This is a genomic window from Alcanivorax nanhaiticus (assembly GCF_000756665.1).
GTDB classification, from domain to species: domain Bacteria; phylum Pseudomonadota; class Gammaproteobacteria; order Pseudomonadales; family Alcanivoracaceae; genus Alcanivorax; species Alcanivorax nanhaiticus.
The window spans coordinates 177,190-200,799 of record NZ_ARXV01000004.1 but is presented as its reverse complement, the minus strand read 5'-3'; the positions used below and the strand labels follow the sequence as shown (position 1 = coordinate 200,799).

General features: G+C 57.5%; 20 protein-coding genes. 14 read left to right on the top strand and 6 right to left on the bottom strand.

The genetic code is table 11. From position 1 onward, the window contains the following. Window positions 1-102: 102 nt before the first annotated feature. The 4 genes from Y5S_RS06750 to Y5S_RS06735 form a co-directional block, all read right to left on the bottom strand. The gene (locus Y5S_RS06750; protein WP_035231512.1) at window positions 103-1,053 is read right to left on the bottom strand and encodes a GGDEF domain-containing response regulator; all 951 of its coding nucleotides are present in this window, start codon (window positions 1,051-1,053) and stop codon (window positions 103-105) included. 223 nt (window positions 1,054-1,276) lie between these two features. After that, complete coding sequence (locus Y5S_RS06745; RefSeq protein WP_035231510.1) at window positions 1,277-2,821, bottom strand: AmpG family muropeptide MFS transporter; 1,545 nt, start codon at window positions 2,819-2,821, stop codon at window positions 1,277-1,279. A 73-nt stretch (window positions 2,822-2,894) separates the two neighbouring features. Continuing rightward, window positions 2,895-3,203 carry an MGMT family protein gene (locus Y5S_RS06740; RefSeq protein WP_035231508.1) on the bottom strand — a complete coding sequence of 103 codons (309 nt, stop codon included), beginning with the start codon at window positions 3,201-3,203 and terminating at the stop codon, window positions 2,895-2,897. A 344-nt stretch (window positions 3,204-3,547) separates the two neighbouring features. Beyond that, on the bottom strand, window positions 3,548-4,309 hold the full coding sequence (locus Y5S_RS06735) for an SDR family oxidoreductase (protein WP_035231505.1): 762 nt from the start codon (window positions 4,307-4,309) through the stop codon (window positions 3,548-3,550). A gap of 137 nt (window positions 4,310-4,446) precedes the next feature. Here Y5S_RS06735 and Y5S_RS06730 point away from each other — a divergent pair, with 137 nt between their 5' ends. The 8 genes from Y5S_RS06730 to rimI all read left to right on the top strand — a co-directional run bounded on the left by Y5S_RS06730 (window position 4,447) and on the right by rimI (window position 13,158). After that, entirely contained in the window at window positions 4,447-5,124 is a 678-nt protein-coding gene (locus Y5S_RS06730) for a HugZ family pyridoxamine 5'-phosphate oxidase (protein WP_035231503.1), read from the top strand. A 450-nt stretch (window positions 5,125-5,574) separates the two neighbouring features. Continuing rightward, window positions 5,575-5,865: a co-chaperone GroES gene (groES, locus tag Y5S_RS06720; RefSeq protein WP_035231498.1), complete on the top strand. Its 291-nt coding sequence runs from the start codon at window positions 5,575-5,577 to the stop codon at window positions 5,863-5,865. An 84-nt stretch (window positions 5,866-5,949) separates the two neighbouring features. Beyond that, window positions 5,950-7,596: a chaperonin GroEL gene (gene groL, locus Y5S_RS06715; protein ID WP_035231497.1), complete on the top strand. Its 1,647-nt coding sequence runs from the start codon at window positions 5,950-5,952 to the stop codon at window positions 7,594-7,596. Between the two features lie 255 nt (window positions 7,597-7,851). Further along, window positions 7,852-8,454, top strand: a complete 603-nt coding sequence (gene rrtA, locus Y5S_RS06710) for a rhombosortase (protein WP_035231495.1) — start codon at window positions 7,852-7,854, stop codon at window positions 8,452-8,454. Continuing rightward, entirely contained in the window at window positions 8,426-10,150 is a 1,725-nt protein-coding gene (locus Y5S_RS06705; RefSeq protein ID WP_035231493.1) for a DUF3592 domain-containing protein, read from the top strand. The genes rrtA and Y5S_RS06705 overlap by 29 nt, the downstream gene beginning before the upstream one ends. A 226-nt stretch (window positions 10,151-10,376) precedes the next feature. Continuing rightward, window positions 10,377-11,927, top strand: a complete 1,551-nt coding sequence (locus tag Y5S_RS06700; RefSeq protein ID WP_035231491.1) for a 2-isopropylmalate synthase — start codon at window positions 10,377-10,379, stop codon at window positions 11,925-11,927. A gap of 6 nt (window positions 11,928-11,933) precedes the next feature. Then, on the top strand, window positions 11,934-12,683 hold the full coding sequence (locus tag Y5S_RS06695; protein ID WP_035231488.1) for a hypothetical protein: 750 nt from the start codon (window positions 11,934-11,936) through the stop codon (window positions 12,681-12,683). Continuing rightward, window positions 12,670-13,158: a ribosomal protein S18-alanine N-acetyltransferase gene (gene rimI, locus Y5S_RS06690; protein WP_231552647.1), complete on the top strand. Its 489-nt coding sequence runs from the start codon at window positions 12,670-12,672 to the stop codon at window positions 13,156-13,158. Before Y5S_RS06695 ends, rimI begins: the two co-directional genes overlap by 14 nt. 80 nt (window positions 13,159-13,238) lie before the next feature. Here the strand turns inward: rimI and Y5S_RS06685 are convergent, their stop codons facing one another. Further along, window positions 13,239-13,655: a hypothetical protein gene (locus Y5S_RS06685; RefSeq protein WP_035231486.1), complete on the bottom strand. Its 417-nt coding sequence runs from the start codon at window positions 13,653-13,655 to the stop codon at window positions 13,239-13,241. A gap of 159 nt (window positions 13,656-13,814) precedes the next feature. On the opposite strand from Y5S_RS06685, the gene Y5S_RS06680 reads away from it, so the two are divergent. From Y5S_RS06680 to Y5S_RS06660, 5 genes are all read left to right on the top strand, one after another. After that, on the top strand, window positions 13,815-14,150 hold the full coding sequence (locus Y5S_RS06680) for a DUF2834 domain-containing protein (protein WP_035231483.1): 336 nt from the start codon (window positions 13,815-13,817) through the stop codon (window positions 14,148-14,150). A 69-nt stretch (window positions 14,151-14,219) separates the two neighbouring features. Beyond that, window positions 14,220-15,800: a peptide chain release factor 3 gene (gene prfC, locus Y5S_RS06675; RefSeq protein WP_035231481.1), complete on the top strand. Its 1,581-nt coding sequence runs from the start codon at window positions 14,220-14,222 to the stop codon at window positions 15,798-15,800. 211 nt (window positions 15,801-16,011) lie between these two features. Continuing rightward, entirely contained in the window at window positions 16,012-16,392 is a 381-nt protein-coding gene (locus tag Y5S_RS06670) for an MmcQ/YjbR family DNA-binding protein (protein WP_035231478.1), read from the top strand. 212 nt (window positions 16,393-16,604) lie between these two features. Continuing rightward, on the top strand, window positions 16,605-18,815 hold the full coding sequence (locus Y5S_RS06665) for a putative bifunctional diguanylate cyclase/phosphodiesterase (protein ID WP_035231476.1): 2,211 nt from the start codon (window positions 16,605-16,607) through the stop codon (window positions 18,813-18,815). 60 nt (window positions 18,816-18,875) lie between these two features. Continuing rightward, complete coding sequence (locus Y5S_RS06660; protein WP_035231475.1) at window positions 18,876-19,181, top strand: hypothetical protein; 306 nt, start codon at window positions 18,876-18,878, stop codon at window positions 19,179-19,181. A gap of 124 nt (window positions 19,182-19,305) precedes the next feature. Here Y5S_RS06660 and Y5S_RS06655 read toward each other — a convergent pair whose 3' ends face one another. After that, window positions 19,306-20,724 (bottom strand): phospholipase D family protein, encoded by a 1,419-nt coding sequence (locus Y5S_RS06655; protein WP_035231474.1) that lies wholly within the window; start codon window positions 20,722-20,724, stop codon window positions 19,306-19,308. A gap of 376 nt (window positions 20,725-21,100) precedes the next feature. On the opposite strand from Y5S_RS06655, the gene Y5S_RS06650 reads away from it, so the two are divergent. Next, a complete protein-coding gene (locus tag Y5S_RS06650; protein ID WP_231552646.1) occupies window positions 21,101-23,566 on the top strand; it encodes a DUF6351 family protein in 2,466 nt (821 codons plus the stop codon). Window positions 23,567-23,610: the final 44 nt, after the last annotated feature.

Here is a 23,610-nt window from a genome sequence, read left to right as displayed (position 1 = left end):
TGGCAATGGTATGCGAGTCGGCGTTTAAAGTCTGCGCTGACCGGACCGAAGCCTGCGGCAAACCTTCATTGAGTGTCTCTATTGAGTGCCCTGGCGGGTGACTCAGGCGTTGCTTGTTGCCGAGACGATGCGCTTTTCGGAAACGGAAAGCGACAACTCTGCGCCCGCCTGGTCAAACATCTTTTCGGCTGGCGTGGTGCCTTCCGATGCAGTGAGCGCCATGCTGACATGCAGGCTGATGAACCCGGCGGCTGTCTGGTAGGCCCTATGGTTAAGGGTTTCGTATAGGCGACGGAATCCGGAAGGTTCGCAATGATTCAGATGGGGTTGCCAGGTTACCAGCGCAAAGAGGTCTGGCTGGATCCGGCAGAGGCTATCCAGAGGGCGAACAGATTGACGCAGGCGACGGCTGAAGGCCAGTACGCCTTGCTGCATGACCTTCTGGCCTCGCTCTTTTTGCTGAGCCTCGAATTCTTCAAGACGCAGCAAGATCAGGCAGGCGGCACCGCCTCTCCGTTCCGCCTGCTTAAGGGTGTTTTGCAGGGCGCGCATACTGTCCAGCCGGTTACCAAAACCGGTGAGCGGATCAATCAAGGCCTGACGCTTGAGTTGGCGGTTGAACGCCAGCATACGTTGGTAATCTGCCTGCACGCGATTATGGCGCTGCACGATTCGGTCTGCGGCCATGACGCGATGCTGGAGTTGCTCCGTCATGGAGGATTTGGAAACGAAGTCGTCCACACCTTGGTCGAAGGCTTGCTGCAGGGCATCCACCCCTTCGCGGGCGGTTAACAGTAGTACATAAGTGTAGCGGTTACTGGCCTCATCGTTCTGGCGAATCCGGCGAGTCAGTTCAAGACCATCCATGCCCGGCATTAGCCAGTCCGCCACCACCAGATCTGCTGGCTGCTGGGCGAGCTGCCCGAGGGCATCCTGTGCGCTGTTGGCATGGCGAATATTAGTGTAGCCAGCAGCAGCAAGGGTGCGATTGACCACGGCCGCTGAGAAGCGGGCGTCGTCTACGACCAGAATATCCATTTCGGCAGAGTTCATTGGCGTTCTTGTTGTTTTTTGTAATCTGTGAACTATAGCCGGTTTTGGGTTGATTGAAAATTAGCCGGTAATGACGTGCCAGATGCCGCTAAAGCCGGGGGGCTGAGATATTCAGGGAAAATCGACCTGTACAGGCGCCTGGACCCGGCATGGAAGGGTTGGGCAAAAGTGTAACAACCAGTGCGATCTGTCCCGCTGTCCGAAAACATCGTCGTTATGTTGGTTATTCCCGAAACGCGCCTTTGCGCTGGATCAGGTAAATGAGCCCCAGTACCGGGACCCCCATCAGGCTGGCCAGCAAGAAAAAACCGGGATAACCCAGGTTGTCCACCATGCTGCCTGAGTAACCGCCGATGGTTTTGGGGAGTAGGGTCATCAGTGAGCTGAAGATGGCGTACTGGACGGCGGTAAAAGAGACGTTGGTCAGTTGAGACAGGAAGGCGACAAAGGCGGCACTTGCCAGGCCCGCACTCAGATTGTCAGCAGAGATCACCACATAAAGAATGCGGATGTCATGGCCTGCATGGGCAAGCCAGAGGAACAGCAAATTGGTAGCGACGGTGAGGATGGCTCCCAAATAAAGTACCCGAATAACACCGTGGCGGACGGCGAGGAGCCCGCCCAGAAACCCTCCTGCGATGGTCATGAACAGCCCGAAGGTTTTTACAACGCCTGCTATTTCGGTTTTGGTGAAGCCCATGTCTTCAAAAAAGACATTGGAGATGACGCCAAGCACGATATCGGAGATTCGATAAAACCCGACGAACAGCAGTATCACCAGGGCTAGCCGGGCGCCGTAGCGTTTGAAAAAGTCCCGCACCGGATCGATGTAGCTTTCCTCAACAAGCTGCTTTTCATAGAGCGGAGTCATTGCCACCAGTTTCACCACGATGAAGACGACGGCGAAAGCCAGGGCGAGCCGGCAGGTTTCCACGACAAGACCTGCGAGCGCACTATTGTGGGAAAATTCCGCCAACTGGGTGCGGTAGAGGTCGGCCTGGGTGCCGGTGGCAACATACATGCCCACAAAGGTGGCAATGCCGATCACAAAAATACTCAGGAAGCGCAGGTATTGGCGACTGCTGTACTCGAACGAGGACGGGCGAGGGTTTTCTGGTTCCTTGATGATCAGAGTGGTGATCGCGCCTACCAACATGGTCAATGCCATGACGGCATAGGTGGTTTGCCACGCACTGTAGCTGTAGGCCTCACTGGTGGACCCCAGTTGGCTGGCCAGCACCAGGGAACCCGCGCCGGAAGTCAGCATGCCTATTCGATAGCCGGCGATATAAGACGATGACATTAATGCCTGCATTTCGATGCCTGCGGACTCGATGCGGTAGGCATCGATGACAACGTCCTGAGTCGCGGCAGTAAAACCCAGCATCACCACCGTGAGGGCCATCAGGTTCAAGGCGCCGGGTTGGGTAGGGTCCACCTGTGAAATAGTGAAGATCGATAGTGCGACAGCAAGCTGCGAGACCAGTAGCCAGGCTCGGCGACGGCCTAGAAGCCGCGTCAGTGCTGGAATGGGCAGGCGGTCAATCAGCGGGGCCCAGAGAAATTTGAACGAATAGGCCAACGCCGCCCAGCTGAAATAAGTGACGGTGGACCGATCAACACCTGCCTCACGTAGCCACAGCGACAGCGAGGAAAAAATCAGCAGTAGGGGGATCCCGGCAGAAAACCCGTAGAAGAACATGGTAACAACACGGGGATGCAGGAAGGCTTTCAGTGACTGCTGCCAGCTGGTGCTTTGTGGGGGCATGGGTTTTTACGGAGCTCTACCGGTGTGCGAAGGGGTCATCATAGACACTTTGTCTCCCGGGAGCGATGTGGGTTCAATCGGTCCACGTCACAAAACTGCTTTTGGGAACCCGGTCTCCCAGTACGGGCACTTGTTCATCAAGTAGCCGCTGGATCTGGATTTCACCCGAGGGGGTGCCCGCCAGCGCGATGCGACCGTCCCCTCGCAAGACCCGATGCCAGGGAAGGCGGCTCCCGTCAGGCAGCTGGCTCATCAAACGGCCCACAAAACGGGCGTGACGAGGGAAGCCGGCTTGTCGGGCAACGGCACCATAGCTACTCACTTTGCCAGCAGGTATGGCGGCGACAATCTGGTACACGGCGTCTCGAAATTCAGGGTTCATGGAAAGAAACTACAAGCCTCAAGTTGCACGCTGCAAGGGAAATCGAAAGATGCCGGAGGCTGGGCGGCTGGCCAAAAAAGGTTCATCGCGCTTTAGCGGTAATACAGGTTGGCTAGACGTTTGGGGCGGACTACGGACGCCAACTCCAGAACCTGCGCTCCCACAAAAGCGGCACACACGCTGGAGAATCCCCACCTGTGGGAGCGGGCGTTCGACCGCGAAGCAGCGTTTCAATTATGGCTCGGCGCATCGCGGCAGAGCCGCCGCGCCCAAAAAAGGGCAGGCCCGAAGGCCTGCCCTTTTTTGTCGCCAGCACATCATGCCGGCTCGTAGCTCGTAGCGGCTTAGCGCAAGCCACCATCCATATCGATGCAACGACCGGTAAAGTAATCAGTCTCGAATATAAACGCTACGGAGCGAGCGATGTGCTCAGCTTCACCCAGACGACGCAGCGGTACGGCTTGTACCAGGCGCTCACGGGCTTCCGGCTTCATGGCGGCCAGCATGTCGGTGTTGATGGTGCCCGGAGCCACAGCGCCGGTACGGATGTTGTAGCGGGCCAGCTCTTTTGCCCATACCTCAGCCATGGCGGCAACGGCGGACTTGGCGGCAGAGTAGTTGCTCTGACCGAAGCTGCCGTGACGGGCCAGGGAGGAAATGTTCACGATCACGCCTTCCTCGGTGCCCAGTTCCAGCATCTTGGCAGCGGCTTCCCGGCCACACAGGAACACACCGGTCAGGTTAACGTCGATCACCGCCTGCCACTGCTGCAGGCTCATCTTGCTGACCACTTCACCGTCCTTGTACTTCACCAGCAGACCGTCACGGGTGATCCCCGCATTGTTGACCAGACCGTGCAGGGCGCCGAAGTCGTTACCCACGTTGTTGAACAGGGCTTCAACGTCTTCTTCTTTCGCTACGTTGGCGATGTAGGAGCGGGCGTCGCCGCCGGCGTCCTTACAGGCGGCTACGGTGGCGTCCAGGTCTTCCTGGTTCAGGTCCACACAGGCGATACGGGCGCCCTTGCCGGCGAAGTAGGTGGCAATACCTCGGCCCAGGCCACGACCGGCGCCGGTCACTACGATCACTTTCTGGTTCAGATCCATGGTGATTCCTTACACTGTCGGTTCACGATGAGGGCGATTATGGTAGTGAGCCTGGGCAAGACCAATGACCGGATTGCTCAGGGCCCCGGGAAAGCGGAGAAAAACGTCAGGAAAGCATAACCAGCAAGGATTCGAGAATGGATCAGATCACTCAGGCACAGGCCTTTGTTTATCAACACAGCCATGCGGCGCTGGCCACCGTGGATCCTCAGGGGCTGCCCCTCGCTACCGCCATCAATGTGGTGCCGGACGGGCAGGGCCGCCTGATTATGCTGATGAGTGATCTGGCTGAGCACACTGTCAATATTCGCCAAAACCCTGCCGTATCGCTGATGTGGGTGGAAGAGTCCCATAGTGACTGGCAGGCAGCCGTGAGGCTGTCGATGACTGGCTCGCTGGAGCGGGTAACTGCGGAGCAGGGCGAGCGCTACCTGCAGGTGTTTCCGCATATGCGCGACTACCTGCAGCTGGATTTTCACTTCTACGCCCTGCGTCCGGAGAAAGTCCGCTGGATCCCCGGGTTTGGCAAGGCTGCCTGGCTGGAGGCGGGGGCCTTGCTGCCCACCCACGGCTGGGATCTGGCCCGGGAGCAGGGCATGGTGGGGCACATGAACGCCGACCACAGTGATGCCTGCGATCATTACCTGAGTCTGTTGGGCTGTCCCGGCGAAGGGGCGGAGATGCTGGCGGTGGATCCCTGGGGAAGCTGGCTGCGGCACGAGGGCAACCTGCGTCGGCTGCCATTTTCTGAAAAGGCCGAGGATGCGGTGCAGGTGCGCGAGGCGCTGGTTGCCTTGGCTCGCACGCCTGTTTAGTCAGGCGGGGGTCAGATTTACTGTGGGAGCTTGCCTGCAAGCGGGGTCTTTGCCCGGTTTTTTCGCGTGCAGGCATGCTCCCACAGAATAGAGCTGACATGGAGAGGCGCGAGATACGAGTTTCGAGTTGCGAAGGGCAAAACCTGGGTCTTGATCTGGATTTTCGAAACTCGTCACTCGTCACTCGTCACTCGCTTCTCTTCCTTGATGCCCGCCTCCCCCCTGAAACACCTCCCAGGCGATTTTTTGCGCCCGCCCCCTTGAAACCCCTCCCACAAGCCCCATTCCTGACCCCGCAGACGGTCGCTGGCTGGCTCGCGCCGGCTATTGACTGCGCTGTCATCATTACTATGATTAGCACTCTGCTCATTAGAGTGCTAATTCGGACTGCCGAGCCTGCCTACGGTGGGCTCGGGTGTCATCAGAACTGAAACTGGGAGTTTAAGGAAAATGAACATCCGTCCTTTGCATGATCGCGTGCTGGTTCGCCGTGAAGAAGAAGAGACCAAGTCCGCTGGCGGTATTGTGCTGCCCGGTTCTGCCACCGAGAAACCGTCCCGCGGTGAAGTGATCGCCGCCGGTAACGGCAAGATCACCGACAACGGTGATGTGCGTCCGCTGGACGTGAAGAAAGGCGACAAGGTGATCTTCGGTCAGTACGCCGGCAACACCGTCAAGGTGGAAGGTGAAGAGCTGCTGATCATGAGCGAATCCGAAATCCTGGCCGTCATCGAAGGTTAAGTGGCGGAGGCTGAAAGCCAACGCACCAGGACATGTTTGATCTCGCCCCGCAGGGGCAAACCGATTTCGCAGAGGTAAAGAACCATGGCTAAAGAAGTACTGTTTCGTGATGACGCCCGTGCCCGTATGGCCAAAGGTGTCAACATTCTGGCTGACGCGGTAAAAGTCACCCTGGGCCCGAAAGGCCGTAACGTGGTGCTGGAAAAATCCTTCGGCGCGCCGAACATCACCAAAGATGGTGTGTCCGTGGCCAAGGAAATCGAACTGGAAGACAAGTTCGAGAACATGGGCGCCCAGATGGTCAAGGAAGTCGCTTCCAAGGCCAACGACGAAGCCGGTGACGGCACCACCACTGCTACCGTACTGGCCCAGGCCATCGTTAACGAAGGCCTCAAGTCCGTTGCCGCTGGCATGAACCCGATGGATCTGAAGCGCGGCATCGACAAAGCCGTTGCAGCGGTTGTGGAAGAGCTGGCCAAGCTGTCCACCCCTTGTGACAACACCAAGAGCATCGAACAGGTAGGCACCATCTCCGCCAACTCCGACAAGTCTGTGGGTGAGATCATTGCTCAGGCCATGGAGAAAGTAGGTCAGGAGGGTGTTATCACCGTTGAGGAAGGCCAGTCTCTGCAGAACGAGCTGGAAGTGGTTGAAGGGATGCAGTTCGATCGCGGCTACCTGAGCCCCTACTTCATCAACAACCAGGAAAAAATGCAGGTTGAGCTGGAGTCTCCCTTCATCCTGCTGGTAGACAAGAAGATCTCCAACATCCGTGAGCTGCTGCCGGTTCTCGAGAACGTGGCCAAGCAGGGCAAGCCGCTGCTGATCATCGCCGAAGACATCGAAGGCGAAGCACTGGCCACTCTGGTTGTGAACAACATGCGTGGCATCATCAAGTGTGCCGCTGTGAAGGCGCCGGGCTTCGGTGACCGTCGCAAGGCCATGCTGCAGGATATCGCTATCCTCACCGGTGGTACCGTGATCAGCGAAGAAGTGGGCCTGAGCCTGGAAAACGTATCCCTGGAAGATCTGGGTACTGCCAAGAAAGTGAACATCGACAAGGAAAACACCACCATTGTTGATGGCGCTGGCCAGCAGGGCGATATCGATGCGCGTGTGGAGCAGATCCGTCGCGAAATCGAGAACTCCTCTTCTGACTACGACAAAGAGAAGCTGCAAGAGCGCGTGGCCAAGCTGGCCGGCGGTGTTGCCGTGATCAAGATCGGTGCTGCCACCGAAGTCGAAATGAAAGAGAAGAAAGCCCGCGTTGACGATGCCCTGCACGCGACCCGTGCGGCGGTAGAAGAAGGTGTGGTACCGGGTGGCGGTGTAGCGCTGGTACGTGCGCTGGCCAACATGGGTGACATCCAGGGTGACAACGAAGAGCAGAACGCCGGTATCGCGCTGGCCGTTCGTGCCCTGCAAGCTCCTCTGCGTCAGATCGCTTTCAACGCTGGTGCTGAAGCGTCCGTGATCGTTCAGGAAGTTCGCAACGGTTCCGGCAACTACGGCTACAACGCGGCGACCGGCGAGTACGGCGACATGCTGGAAATGGGTATCCTGGATCCCGCCAAGGTAACCCGTACCGCGCTGCAGGCTGCGGCTTCCATCGCAGGCCTGATGATCACCACCGAAGCCATGGTGGCTGACAAGCCGGAAGAAAACGCCGGTGCCGGTGTCCCGGATATGGGCGGCATGGGTGGCATGGGCGGTATGGGCGGCATGATGTAAATCAGCCGGTCATTCGACCCTCCGAAAAGCCCCGCTTCGTGCGGGGCTTTTTTGTTGGCGTTGCAAGTTACAAGTTTCAAGTCGCAAGGCGCGGGATAAACCTTGCCGAACGTGTATGCCGTGCCCGCGTTACCATGTTCGAGCGCGGGCACGGCTACCCCATTTCATTCAGCCCTGCTCGCGTTGCAACTACCTTAGTTGCGCATGCGGATACTCCCTCCCCATAATGACCGCTTGCTAATTGCCGGACTCCCCATGCAACCCAGAGACAAAAAACTCCGCCCCCAATTTATCGCCTTTGCTCTAGTGTTGGCGGTGTTGGGCTTTGCCCATCAGTGGGTGAATCCGTGGCTGGCGTTTGATCGGGCGGCCATCGACAGTGGGCAAGCGTGGCGGATCGTGACCTGTCATCTGGTACATCTGAATCACTGGCACCTGCTGCTGAATCTTTCCGGTCTTTTGTTGTGCGGCTACTTTTTCGAAGATCTTCTCGATCGTTTCCGATTCTGGGGCTGGCTGCTGTTTTGTGGAGTTGCCGCCGGGATGGCACTGTATTTCATTGATGGGCGCCTGCAGCACTATGTGGGGCTGTCCGGCATTCTCCATGGCTTGCTGATCCTCTGTCTGTTGCTCGGATGGCGGGGTAATCCTGTGCTGCATTCGGTAGTGCTGGCGGTGATTGTGGGGCGTCTGGTCAGTGAGCATTTGCCCGGTTATGACGTGGATTATCTGCAGGGTTGGATTAACGGACGGGTTTATGTGAATGCCCATCTTTACGGTGCCATCAGTGGCGTGGTGCTGTGGGGTTTGATCAAAGGGGGAGAAGGGTTTGTCGGTCGACGAGAGCAAGCAGAATAAGAAAGGCGGGATTGGCGGTTACCTGTTTGGCGGCATCTTTTTGCTGGCCGGGCTGGGGGTAATGGTATTTGTGGCGCTCATCCCGATTGCCAAATTTATCGAATCCGGTAGCTGGGACCGCGTCCCGGCGACCGTGCTGAGCAGCAAGCTCAACTCCCATCGCTCTGATGGTTCAACCACCTACAGCGTCAGTGGTAGTTACCGCTATCGTTATCTTGGCGTAGATTACACCAGCAGCCAGATCAGTCAGTACAGCGGCTCCGACAATTTCGGTGATTACTGGCAGCAGCTTTATGGCCGGATTGATACGGCGCGCCGGAATGGCCGCACGGTGCAGGCCTGGGTCAACCCGGATGCGCCGCATGAGGCCTATCTGGACCGTACCTTTCGCTGGGGCTCGGTGATTTTCGGTTTGGCCTTTGGTGGGGTATTTGCGTTGGTGGGGGGCGGTGTCATGTTCCTGATGCGCCGTGGCAGCAAGGACGCGGCGCAGGTATCCGAGACCGGTTTCTATAGCAGCCAGGAAAAATCCGGCCACTGGTTCCTGGTGGGCTTCGGGGCCATCTTCATTCTGCTGCCATCCCCTGCTTATCTGGAGGTCTGGAAAGAAGTTAGCCGCGGCGATTACATGATCTTGATGTTGTTGTTGTTCCCGCTGGTGGGGGCTGGGATTGCCTGGGCCGGCTGGAAAATGCGCCAGAATTATCGTTTCTTTGGCCCGACCCCGCTGGTGCTTGATCCGGAACCCGGACAGGCAGGAGGGCAGGTTGGCGGCCAGATTCATCTGGGAAGATCGGTTCCGGCGGATACGTCGCTGACCGTCTGGCTGAGTTGCGTTCGCTTTTATTACAGTGGCTCGGGCAAGGATCGCAAGACGCGCGAAGACATTCTTTGGCAGACCGATCAACGGGCCTACTGTTCGCCCCGTCAGGCCGGTACCGATATCCAGTTCTGTTTTGATGCTCCTGCAGACCAGCCGGGCACACGGGAGCGTGAGCGCAGCCTCTCAGGTCGACAAGACTGGATTCGTTGGCGCGTGGCGCTGGAAGGCACGCTGGAAGGGCGAGAATTGAAGCGCAGCTGGGAAATCCCGGTAGTGGCGGGCAGTAGTGCCAGCCGTTACCAACTCCCGGAGTCCCACGTTATGGCCGATCGTCGTGAGCGAGAGCTGGACGCGGTGGAGTCGGCCAGCGAGCAGATCCGGGTAGAACAGACCGGACAGGGTCTGTATCTGGAAAGTCGACCCGGCAGAAACCTGGGAATGAAAATGGCGATGTTGTTGTTTGGCGGCATCTTTGCGGGTGTCGGTACCGGGTTGTTCATTGCTGCGTTTTCCGAGGGGTTCATGCTCTTCATTATGGGGAGCATCTTCGGACTCATCGGTTATGCGATTGTATTCAGCACTATCTACACCCTGGCAAGAGGCCTGCAGGTCTGGATTCGTGGGAGTGACGTCAAGGTGGTACGCCGTTGGTTGGGTATCCCGCTTTACCGCCGTGAGGGGCGTTTGTTGCGTGAGGAGCAACTGGTCCTGAAATCCGGGATGTCCAGTACCAGCAATGGCCGCAAGACCGAATATATGACCCTGCAGGCCGAGGTGGACGGCAAGATCCTTCGCCTGGCCGAGGGTATCAAAGGCCGGGAAGTGGGGGAGGCGTTGCGTGAGGCCGTGCTGCGAGCCCTGCGACTGGTGTAAACTAAATACCATTACTGAAGCCCGGCTTGGGGCAGGAGCAAGTTTCAAGTTACAAGTTGCAACGCGGGAGAGGCGTTTGCGCTTTGTGAGGCCAGCTATCCGCGGCCCTGGCTTGGGCGCGGCTTCTGCCTGGCAAAAGCTGATGACGGTAGGCGCGTTGCAACTTGACGCTTGAAACTTGCAACGCTTCCGTTTGGCTGTAGCCCTTATTTTGCGAGAGACCCCAATGAGCAAAGATCGCCTGATTATTTTCGATACCACCCTGCGTGATGGAGAGCAGAGCCCCGGTGCCACAATGGACCAGGACGAGAAGCTGCGTATCGCCAAGGCGTTGGAACGCATGAAGGTGGACGTGATCGAAGCCGGGTTTGCCATTGCCAGTCAGGGGGATTTCCGGTCCGTTAAGGCCATCGCCGACACCATCAAGGAATCCACCATCTGTTCCCTGGCGCGGGCCAAGGAAGCCGATATTGACCGGGCGGCGGAAGCGCTTGCCGGAGCCGAATCCGGGCGTATTCATACTTTTATCGCCACCAGCCCGATTCACATGCAGCACAAGCTGCGGCTGGAGCCAGATCAGGTCATTGAGCATGCGGTGGCCGCCGTCAAACACGCCCGTAACCATATGGGCGATGTGGAGTTTTCCTGCGAAGATGCCGGGCGTTCCGAGATTGATTTTCTGTGCCGCATTATCGAAGCGGTGATTGACGCCGGTGCACGCACCATCAATATTCCCGATACCGTTGGCTATGCCATTCCCGAGCAGTTTGGCGACACCATCGGGCAGCTGCTGACCCGCATTCCCAATGCCGACAAGGCGATCTTCTCCGTGCACTGCCATAACGATCTGGGGCTGGCGGTGGCTAACTCTCTGGCGGCAGTCCAATCCGGTGCTCGTCAGGTGGAATGTACGATTAATGGTCTGGGGGAGCGGGCTGGTAATGCCTCCCTGGAAGAGATCGTGATGGCGATCCGGACCCGTCAGGATTTGTTCACGGTAGACACGGGTATCAATGCGCGAGAGATCGTACCCACCTCAAAAATGGTGTCGCAGATCACGGGTTTCCCGGTGCAGCCGAACAAGGCCATCGTGGGTGCCAATGCGTTTGCCCACGAATCCGGCATTCACCAGGACGGGGTGCTCAAGCACCGCGAGACTTACGAAATCATGTCCGCCGAGGACGTGGGCTGGCACACCAACCGCATGGTGCTGGGCAAGCACTCCGGCCGTGCCGCCTTCCGTGCCCGTCTTGATGAGCTGGGCATCACTTTTGAGTCCGAAGCGGCCATGAATGAAGCTTTTCAGCGCTTCAAGGATCTGGCTGACAAGAAACACGAAGTATTTGATGAGGATCTTCAGGCGCTGGTCAGCGACACCAAGAAAGCTGCCGAAGACGAGCGCTTCAAGTTGGTATTGCTGGAAGCTACTGCCCGCACCGGCGAGACCCCGGAAGCCCGTATCGTGATGACCATCGATGGTCAGGAGCAGGAAGCGACGGCTACCGGTGCGGGGCCAGTGGATGCCGCCTTCAAGGCCATTGAGGCCATGGCGGCCAGCAACAGCACGTTGCTGCTGTATTCCGTGAATGCCATTACCGCGGGCACCGATAGCCAGGGTGAAGTGACTGTGCGTCTGGAAAAAGGCGGCCGGATCGTGAACGGACACGGTGCCGATACCGACATTATCACTGCGTCTGCCAAAGCGTATCTGAATGCCCTCAATCACTTTGCGGCCGGCCTGGAAAAGGCCCATCCACAGGCGGCAGATGGAGTTTGATAGCCCATGAATGAAGCCAGCAGACAAAGCTACCTGAAAGCGATGGGGTTAACGCCCTGGGTAGCCCATCGTCCGCTGCCCGGTGCCGCACCGTCTCCCTGGCTCGAGTGGGAAGACGAGCAGGAGGTGCCTCAGGCTCCAGAGTCACAGGCGAGCGCTGCTGTGGTGGAGGCAGCGGCAGAGTCTCCATCGGCAGAATCTGCGCCCTCTTTGCGTGATACCCTGCAGGCTCCCTCCCTGGGCACGACCAAGCCGGCACCCGCAGAGGCCAAGGCATCCACTACGCCAGAGCGGGCAGTCGTGAAAGGGAAAGGGCTGACCTTCACTCTTGAGGCGCATCTTGGAACCAGTACCTGGTTGCTTTGTGCCCAGGAAGACAGCCAGGCTCCTGGGCTGGGACGTTTCGAAGCACCTTTGATGGCCAGCCTTCTGGCGTTATTCCAGGGTAAGCCGGGTCGTCCCCGCCGATTCTTCTGTCCCCTTACGGATCAGCCGATGTTGGCGGAAGAAGCCAGCCAGGCGCTGACAGCTTTTATTGCCGGCCTGTGTGATCAGGCGGGTGGAGAGAGAGTCTTGCTGGCTCTGCCGGAATCCCTGAACCAGGCATTGTTTGATCAGCCGCGCTATCAGCCTTTTGAGATCGGTGGTCACCCGGCCATGGTGATCAGTGCACTGAATGAAATGCTGGCTGAGCCTGCCGTCCACAAGAAAGCCAGCTGGCAAGCCATGCAGGAACACGGTTTTGACGGCACCTGAGCACCGGTTCGGCACCGAGTCCATCCGGGCCATGGAACTGGAAGATCTGGAGTTGGTGCAGGCCATCGAGAACGCCGCCCAGCTTACCCCCTGGAGCACCAGTCATTTCAGGGATTGCCTCAACAATGCCAACTACCTTTGTCAGGTGGTTGTTGATGGTAACGATGAGCCGGTTGCGTTCCTGATCCTGTCCCGCATCCTCGATGAAACCCATGTACTTAATGTGGTGGTTGCACCTGCCTGGCAACGTCGCGGGATTGCGCGCCTGATGCTGTTAAAAGCGATGGAAGAGGCCCGCTGTGATGCCATGACGGTGATGTACCTGGAAGTGCGGGAAAGCAATACTGGTGCGCAGGCACTTTACAAGCAGTTGGGTTTTGAAGTCTGTGGTGTGCGCAAGAATTATTACCGCAAGGGGGATGGGCACGAGAATGCGGTGTTAATGCAATGCCTGCTCTCCGGCGGGCATAAATAGAGTTATGAGTCGCGAGTCTCGAAAACAGAGCAGCGCTATTTTTTGCCTTTCGTAACTCGCTCCTCGCAACTCGCGACTATCTATTCCACCGGCATCCAACCTTGTTCTGTATCCCGGAAAGTCAGCACCCGTTTCTCGTCGAAGGTGTCGCCCTTGTCGAAATTACCGTATTCCACCCGCAAGGCGCTCAACGCCATGATCAAGGCAAAGCGATCCATGCCGGACAGAGATTCATCGCCCTTTACCTCGGCGGCGTAATCATTCAATGAGGAAGCAGCTTTGAGTTGATAGCTGACTTCAATGGTGTAGCGACCATCGTTGTCTTCGTAGCCGTTATGCTTCTCGATGCTGTGGATCTTGAGTAGCTCATCAAGACGAGCACTTTCCAGCTCGGCCTTCAATACCTTGCGGGCATCGCTTTCACCAGGGGTTTGGCTGCAGGCCATCAGAAACAGGCTGGCGATAACAAGCAGGGAGATACGGGCAAACTGGGCCATGGGTCTCATCCGTTGGTGAAAAGTGTCCCCACTCTATCACCGCTAACCGTGCTGCCCAATGTGGATTTGCCTGGCTTTGTTAATGCGGCGTAAAAGCTGGACACCCCTGCGCAAATTCCCAACCATAAGGGCATTCAAAGGAATGACTAGGAGCCTGATATGTCCGAATCCCTGTTTCGCCGCTTGTTGATACTGGTTGCCTTGATTTTCTGCGGGGCCTTGCTGGTGCTGGCGGGGCCGCCATTGCTGGAAAATCCTGACATTATCGGTGCCTTTGCCGCAGGGTTTGCTAACCCGTACGCGGCGGGATATTCCACTGATGTGATCCTGTGCTGGGTGATCCTGGCTATCTGGGTACTGTTTGAACGCCAGCAATATCGTATTCGCGGCGGCTGGCTGGCCTTGTTGCTGGGAATCGTGCCTGGCGTGGCGGTGGGCTTTGCCCTGTATCTGTTGATGCGCCAGCGCCAGCTCAAGGGCTCCGGGATCGTCTGATCACGCTGATAAGGGCGCACAAGGCTGCTATACTCGCGCCCTCGAAATCCCAGTCAGAGACCCTGTTCCATGAGTCTGCAAGATCAGGTGGCCAAGCGCCGCACTTTTGCGATTATTTCGCACCCGGATGCCGGTAAGACCACCATTACCGAAAAACTGCTGCTGTACGGAAACCTGATCCAGAGTGCAGGGACCGTAAAAGGCAAGAAATCCGGCAAGCACGCCACGTCTGACTGGATGGAGATGGAAAAGGAGCGGGGTATCTCCGTGACCACCTCTGTCATGCAGTTTCCCTACAAGGGTGCCACCGTCAACCTGCTGGACACCCCCGGCCACGCCGACTTTTCTGAAGATACCTACCGTACCCTCACCGCGGTGGACTCCGCGCTGATGGTGATTGATGCGGCCAAAGGGGTGGAAGAACGGACCGTGAAGCTGATGGAGGTTTGTCGGCTGCGTGATACGCCGATCCTGACCTTCATCAACAAGCTCGACCGTGACGTGCGTGACGGCATTGAAGTGCTCGACGAGATCGAGGACGTGCTCAATATCGAGTGTGCGCCGATCACCTGGCCCATCGGCATGGGCAAGAGCTTCAAGGGCGTTTACAACCTGCTGCGTGATACCACCGTACTGTACAAGACGGGGCAGGGGCACACCGTGCAGGATGTGCGCGAGATTCAGGGCCTCAATAACCCGGAACTGGATGAGGCAGTAGGGGCTGCTTACGCAGAAGAACTGCGTGACACCCTGGAACTGGTGCAGGGCGCCAGCCATGAGTTTGATCTGGAGCGTTTCCTCGCCGGCAAACTGACCCCGGTATTCTTTGGTACGGCACTGGGTAACTTCGGTGTGGACCACATGCTGGACGGCCTGGTCGAGTGGGCGCCAGCCCCGCAGCCTCGCGATGCGACTTCGCGTACCGTAGCAGCGGATGAGCCCAAGATGACCGGTTTTGTGTTCAAGATTCAGGCAAACATGGATCCCAAACACCGAGATCGGGTGGCCTTCATGCGCATCTGCTCCGGCAAATACCAGAAGGGCATCAAGCTCAAGCAGGTACGCACGGGTAAAGACGTGCGCATCGCCGATGCTCTGACTTTCCTGGCGGGTGAACGCGATAACGTGGAAGAGGCCTTTTCCGGTGACATCATTGGTCTGCATAACCATGGCACTATCCAGATCGGTGACACATTCACGGAGGGTGAAGACCTTAACTTCACCGGAATCCCGCACTTTGCGCCGGAACTGTTCCAGCGTGTAGTGCTCAATGATCCGCTCAAGAGCAAACAGCTGCACAAGGGGTTGACCCAGCTGGCAGAAGAGGGGGCCACCCAGGTGTTTTTCCCGCTGCGTAACAATGACGTTATTCTCGGTGCTGTGGGTACCTTGCAGTTTGATGTGGTGGCGGCGCGTCTAAAAGGCGAATACGGTGTGGATTGCCGCTATGAGCCGGTCAGTGTGGCAACGGCCCGCTGGGTAGAGGCAGAGAATGAGCGTGAGATGGCGGCGTTTGAGCGCAAGGCTCACGACAATCTGGCTCGGGACGGAGCTGGGCACCTGACGTACCTGGCACCAACCCGGGTTAATCTGCAATTGGCTGAAGAACGGCATCCCGACATTTTGTTCCGCGAGACTCGGGAAATCTGACACCGCAGTTAACAGTGAATAGTTAACAGCGAAAACCGGGGCTTCGCCAATGGCCATGGGAGCATGGCGATGCGGTGAGTTTCGAGTAGCGAAAGTCAAAACCCCTATCCCGCTAAACGGTATCGGTTTTGCTTTTCGAAACTCGAAACTCGTTTCTCGCGAATCACACCGTTCCTGGCTAACGGAGCCTGGATGGAAAACGGAGTTAGACATGGATGTCGATGCTGCACGCCAGTATCTCCTCGGTAAACCCGAGGCGATTGAAGATTATCCCTTCGGCCCTGATGTGGCCGTCATGAAAGTGCGTGGCAAGATGTTTGCCACGCTGTCCCTGTCGGACGGTGAGGGGCGCATGAACCTGAAGTGCGACCCGGATCAGGCCTTAGCCCTGCGGGATATTTTTCCTGCCGTCATTCCCGGTTACCACATGAACAAGAAGCACTGGAACACTGTGCTGCTGGACGGCTCCATCCCCGAGGGCGAGCTGTCTCGGATGATCGATCATTCCTATGCGCTGGTGGTACGCAGCTTGCCCAAGGCGATCCGGGAAGGCATGGCGCTTCGTCATGGCCCGGATATCCTGACGCCCTGACTGGCGACCTAACGCCTTGTCAGATCAATAATTCTTCCGCTCTTCCTTGACTTGAAGGGCCGTCAGGTATAACCCATATACAAGAAAACGCATCGTTTAAGGATGTGGCTGTTTTGGCCCGGAGCGATGTGTCATGGGTCTGGTGCTGAGTGCGCCAGAAACAGTCGCCCTACCGCGCACAAGCGTCAGGCCAGGATTGGCGGAGACTGGATGTGGCGAAACACAATATCAACAAGATGCGCCTGTCAGGGGTGTTGTTTGTCGTTGGATTAATGTTCAGTGGGTTGGGGAATGCAGAGCCCCGGCCGCTGCGCTTTGCAGGTGATGATCATTATCCTCCTTTCGAGTGGCTGACCCGCAACGGGGAGCCGAGGGGCTTTGTGGTTGATCTTCAGCTGGCTCTTGCTGCCCAAGGTGGCAGGGACGCGCAGCACCGGCTGATGAGCTGGCCAGACGCCCAGGCGGCTCTGCGCACTGGAGAGGTGGATGTGGTTGCCATGTTTGCTTCCCCCAGCCGGGCGCGAGACTTTCTTTTCACTACCCCCTTTTATTTTGTCACTCATGGAATCTACGGGCCGGTTGGCACGGAAGGGGTGCCGGATCTCGGGGCACTGGAGGGGCGCCGGGTCGCCCTGGAAGATGGCGGTTACGCTGCGGAGACCCTGCAACAAGGTGACATGCGAGTCATCCCCGTTATCCGGGAGGATTATCGCGCTGCCTTACAGGCGCTGCTTGATGGGCAGGCCGATTTTGCGTTGCTCCCGCAACCTGTCGCGAATCGCACCATCTTGCGCGAATCCTTGCCGCTGCAGGTGCTAGGGCCACCGTTGTGGCCGAGAGCTTACGTTTTTGCCGTGTCACGGGATCAACCTGAACTCCATGGCTGGCTGCAGCAGCAGTTGGGGTTGGTGGTATCCAGCGGTCGCTACTATGACATTTACCAGCAGTGGCGCGATGAGATTGAGTGGAACCGGCAGAGTTACTGGCAGCAATATGCGGCCTGGATCATTCTGGCGGCACTGGTGCTGGGATTGATGCTGTTGATGATCTACGGCTATTCCTGGCGTCTGCGGGCTGTTGTGAAGCGGCTTACAGGGCAGCTGGAAAATGCTCGTCTACGAAAGTCGCGTGCAGAAAAAGAAATGCTGCACTGGGAGTTTCATGATCGTTTGACGGGGCTGCCGACCCGTCCGGAATTCGTCGCCCGCGCCCGTGCCCATTTGCTCCGGGCGGAGCGCAAGGGGATATCCCATGTGATGATCGTGGCCAAATTGTCAGAGATTGATGATTTTATTTGCTCGTTGGGTTTTGCCACCGGTGAGACATTAATCTCCGAGGTGGCACGGCGGCTCAAGCGCAAGGGATATGCGGCGCTGTGTTACATGGGGCGGGGTGTTTTTGCGCTGTTGGCTCAGGACAAGACGGTGCTGGCTGAAGGTCTGCTGGATGATCAGTCCATTGTCTTTGATGGCCTGGAGCTGGAGCCGCGTTTCACTATCGGTCTTGCTCATTGTCCACTTCAAGATACTGACGTGGGGGAAGTCCTGCGTCAGGCTGAAACAGCCATGGCGTTTGCCAGCCGGTCGGGATGCAGCTGGATGGAATATCGGCAGAGCATGGACCCTGACCCGCAAAACTTGTTCATCATCCGGGATTTTCGTCGTTTCGGACGGCAGGGGCTGCGGGTCATGTTGCAGCCCCAGGTGGATCTAACCACCGGCAAGGTGGTCGGGGCGGAGGTGCTGGTGCGTTGGCGACATCCGGAGATGGGAGAGTTGTCCCCCGCGCACTTTGTGCCATTGCTGGAGCAGGCAGGGTTGGTAGAAGTACTTACCGAGTTTGTTCTGGAAGAAGCCGTCCGTATCGCTTCTGAATTGCGCCGCAAAGGCTTGCCAACCTGTTTGAGCGTGAATGTGTCTGCAATGGATTTGCTGGAAACAGATTTGGGCGCAAAGGTGGACTGGGCGCTGGCCGCCAACGGCGGAGAAGCCGGTGATCTGCGTTTGGAAATGACGGAAACCAGCATGATCAGTGAGCCGGATCGAGTCAGCATGGTGATCGAGAAACTGGTTGGTATGGGGGTGGTCTGCAGCATCGACGACTTTGGTGTGGGCTATTCCTCAATGTCCCACTTGCGCCAGTTTGCGGTCAGTGAGGTGAAGATCGATCGCAGTTTTGTTTACGATATGCTGGAGCAGCAGGCGCATCACGCTATCGTTAGCGCAGTGATTGCGCTTTGTCATGAATTGAAGCTCACGGTGGTGGCGGAAGGGCCGGAAGATTGGCAAACCGTGCGGGCCTTGAAGGCGTTAAAGTGTGATCGGGCCCAAGGGTATGTCTTCTCCAGGCCGGTGGAAATTGAGGATTTTATTGCCCTTCGTGAACAAACCTTTACTGAATCTGCCGCCCAGGAAAGTGCTTGAAGGCTGGTCTTTGCGCGCCAGTCTCCCTACCATGCCGGTGTTTGCGATGGAGTAGAGGCAATGGCAATTATCATCGGTGGTTTGATTGTGATCTGGCTGGGGTTGACCATGGCGGCAGCCATGTTGCGCTGGTTGGGGATCGAACTGCATTATCCCGCTCGTATCATCGCCCCTTTGCTCCTCGCGATGGTTGAAACCCTTGTGTTTCTGTTCGCCATTCCGGGTACGGAACGCCTCCCGGAAAGCTGGCACTGGCCCATGGCGGGGGGGCTGGTGGCCGCAGCCTGGTTGATAAATGGTGGTGTGGCTGGGGTGTACTGGCACCAGCATCGTCCGCCAAAGGAAACTCAGCAGGCAGAACAGTAGCGAGTGACGAGTTTCGAGGAGCGAAAGTCAAAAAAAAACGGTTCCGCTAACCGGTATCGATTTTGCTTTTCGAAGCTCGAAGCTCGAAGCTCGAAGCTAGAAGCTAGAAGCTAGAAGCTAGAAGCTAGAAGCTACTCCAACCGCTAAACTCCATCACCCGATACAGCACCTTCTTCCAGGCGACTTCATCCGCATAGGCCTCATAATTCATGCTGTGCTTTTCCCCGTGACGATTCTCCCAGCGGCGCAGGAATGTCTGTGAGGCTTCTCGCATCACCGGATGGTTTGCCGGGGTTACCAGTCTTACGCTGGTCTCCAGATTGAGGTTGTCCAGGTTGCGGCGGGTAAAGTTGGCCGAGCCAAGAATCAACTCTGCCTGTGTCTTGCCCTGCCGCATCAGCATTTTGCTATGGCACTGTTCACCTTGCGTATTACACCAGCGCACGGTGATACCTGCCTTGTGCAGCTCTGCCCCCACAGGGCGATTGGGTATGCCGTTTTTCTGCCTGCCGAAGGCATCCTTGTTAGGATCCAGCAGCACACGCACTTGCACGCCCCGATCATGGGCCGCTTTCAGCGCTTCCACCAGGGGGCGATGAGAGAGATAAAACACGGCTACATCCAGCGTGTCGCTGGCTTCGCTGCGGGCGACGGTCTCTAGCAAGGCATCACGGATGGCGGCCTCGGTAAGCACTTCCAATGAGGCCTCAGTGTGTGTGGCAGGGATCGGCTGAATCGCTGGCCGTGGTGGCAGGGCGACATTGGCCAACTCCGCGATCTTCAGTTCGCTTTGCACGACGGCCCCGACTGACGAGCCGCTGAAGCGGAGGGCGATGTTGCTGTGGCCGCTGCTGCCATCGTGGGGGTTGGCGCTGGTCACCATCGCTGTCCAGTCGTTGCCCTCATCCACAACCAGGGTTTTGCGGTGGTTGGCTTTGAAGTTGGGTAATGCCAAATAGCTGCGCAGAGTAATTTTGCCAGGACCCATGGGGTTGGGCAGCCAGCCGCCATCGTCATCATTACCCAGCCACTGGCAGCACAGCCGCCACAGGCCTGACCAACTGGGGTTGGAGTCACGCAGGGTGCCCAGCGGCGTCATCACTACGGTTACGCCTGCCTTTTCCAGCTGTTCAAGATGCTCACTGGGCAGCCCCCCGTAAAGTGTATTGATCGGGTCGGTCACCAGAATCACAGGGACTTGTTGCTGGCGCTTGGCCAGCAAGACATCGGTGAGTTCACGAGCTAACGGGCGATGACTGCTGGTGGCGGTGCCCTGAAAATCGTTAAACAGAAACATGTCCACGACCACCAGTTTTTGAGCCTGGCGAATCAGCCTGAACATTTCGGAGAAAATTTGCTGGCGAATACCCCGCTCGCCGTTGGGGTTTTCCCAGGTGTCATCCACCAATAGCGCCAGATTGTGGGCGGGTAGCGGGCCATCATGCATGGCAAGCCCTTCCGGGAGGGGTTTATAGCGATGCCATAGCGCATTGGAGGTGATCAGCGCGACTAACACCAGAATGATCAGACGAGGTTTGCTCATGGCTGCACTTTAGGGTCGAGGTGGGCTGGCAGCAAGAGTGAAACACGTGTGGCTTGAGGTTTGAATTTGGGTTGTGGTACGAAAGTGCAACAAAACGAGTGGTGCTGTAACGAGGCCACAACTGGCTAGCAACTGTCTCCGGGCCGCATCAAGACAAGAATCAATACGAGTATCAAAACAACAAGAGGCAATCGCCAGGATTGCTTGGGAGCCTGTGATGATCCTTCGTATTTTGTGTGTCCTCTCGCTTGGGGGACTACTCGCAGCTTGCGGTGGCGGGGGGAGTTCCTCTTCTGCCGCACCGAACCCTTCAACGCCATCCGCACCTACACCGAATCAGCCGGAGACTCTGCCGCCAGGACAAGGGGAAATCCGGGTGTTGTCCAATCGGGCTGATCTGATCAGTGATGGTGATGCTCTGGTAGAGATAGTAGCTGACGATCCGCAGCAGTTGTCTGGGGCGCGATTACTGCTTAATGGGCAGCCGTTACCGGAAACCATGCTGACGCTGACCGAAAGCGGTTCTCTCAAAGGCCTGCTGGATGGGCTTGCGCTGGGGCGCAATACCTTGCGTGCCATTCTTGGCAATGGCACCGTGCTGGAGCGGGAGATTATTAACCACCCTAATGGTGGCCCGGTGATTTCAGGTCCTCAGATTCAGCCCTGGCAGTGTACCAATGCCGCAGCAGTGGATGCCCAGTGCAATCAGCCGGCGGAGTACTCATTCAAGTATGTGCCGGCGAACAAGCTGGAAACACTGGTCACCAGTTTCGATCCGGAAAGCCCCGGCCTGCCAGACAGCTTTCTGCCCTATGATCCCGCAAATCCGCCTGCAGATGAGGATATTGCCAGGGTGACCACTGACCATGGCGTAGAGGTCCCCTACATTATTCGGCTGGAGGAAGGCGTCCAGAATCGCGATCGCTATCTGATCATGACGCTCTATCAGCCTAATCAGACGTGGGATGCGCTGCGTCCTCAGCCGCAGTGGAATGGCAAGTTGCTGATCCATCATGGCGGCAATGTCGGTGTCAGCTATGGCATGGGGGCTCCGCCACAGGGCGATATTGCAGGAACGGCACCCGCCGGCGCAGAGCTGTTGCTGGGTGACAGTATTACCACCGCCCTGGGACGAGGCTTCATGACCCTCTCCACGGCCCAGGCTAATCTTGGCCACAATGCCAATCTGGTCACCGCTGCCGAATCCCTGATGATGGCCAAGGAACGCATCGTCGAGCAATACGGGGAGATTCGCTACACAATGGGTACCGGCTGTTCTGGGGGTTCGATAACCCAGCAGCACGTTGCCAATGCCTACCCCGGGATTTATCAGGGGCTGATTGTGCAGTGCTCCTACCCGGATGTGTGGACCACCGCTACCCAGTTTGCCGACTACAACTTGCTGAGCCATTACTTCGGCAATCAGATTGTTACGGATGCAGAAGGCTTCCAGGAGATCTTTTCCAGCCTGTTGAGTTCAGGTGTCATCCCGGTGGTGCAGTGGACGGCATTTTACGGCCACCTTCCGCTTAATCCTGTGGTGTCAGATCTGGCTTTCTTTCCTTCCGCCTATCCGCAACAGGAGAGCTGTCCGGGTTTGGCAGAGGGGATAACCGTGTATGAGGCAGAGACTGCGCCGGATGGATTGCGTTGTGGCTTGCTGGATTACATGAAGACCCAGTTTGGCCCGCGGCCGCCAGAGGTATGGAGTGCCAATGAGCAGTTGCTTGGCCGGGGGTTTGGTGGCATCCCGCTGGACAACGAAGGGGTTCAGTACGGGTTGGGTGCTCTGCAGAGCGGTCTCATCACCGGCGAGCAGTTCCTCAAGGTAAACCGGGAAATCGGAGGCTTGAGCGTGGATATTGACTACCAGAGCGCGCGTACGGTGGCAGATCCACTCGCTCTGCAGAATGCTTACCGCACGGGTGCAGTCAACACTGCAGAGCATCTGGCAGGGGTGCCAATCATTGATTTGCGCGGTCCCGATCCGGGCATCGCCCATGACGCCTATCACTCCTGGCAGATGCGAGCACGCCTGGAAGCGACTCAGGGCCATGCTGACAATCATGTGATCTGGTATGGGCCTGCGCCGATCTTTGGTGATTCCATTTACACCACCGAGGCTTTGCTTGCGATGGATCTCTGGCTTTCGCAAATGGAAGCGGATGAGCGGCAGGTGAGTGTGGAGGCCAAGGTGGTAGATAACAAACCCCTGTATGCTCGTGACCGCTGTCTCTCGGTGGCCTCTATCTTCAATCCCGAAGGGCCGATCATTCCTTTAACAGGCAATCTGCTGTATCCCGATCCGATCCTTCCCGGTCTCGATCTGTCTTTGCTGCCAGCCCCGCCAGCGGAGGCGGGGGTGGTAGTGGACGCGGTCACTGGACAGGCATGCGGCCTGGATGTGACCGAATTGCCGGTGGTATCCGAGCTGCCGCTGCTGGGGGACTTGCTGGGCACGATTGGCGACCTGTTGGCCCCGATTACGGATCCTCTCGTGGAACTGCAGCAGCTGGTGATTCAGACCCGTTTCGGCACGCCGCGAACGGTGGCCGGTGATGATATTCGTACCCTGACCAACAAGTGCCAGCTCAAACCGGTGGATCCGGCCGATTATCCCCTGGCGTTGGACCCCGAGGGTTTTGCCGCCCAAGTAGAGGAAATTTTCCCTAATGGCGTGTGTGACTATAGCCAGTCCGGACAGGGGGTTGTGCCTACCCAGGTCTGGTTGCAATACGGTGATGCGCAAACGGTGATTTATGGAGGGGAGGCGATTACCACCAATGCCAATCACTCCCGTCAGGGGTGGGCGTCACCTTCATTTGAGGTGGGACTGGAGTAGGGACGGTGTGGTCTGGTGACGCAGAAAATCAGCAGGCTGATCCG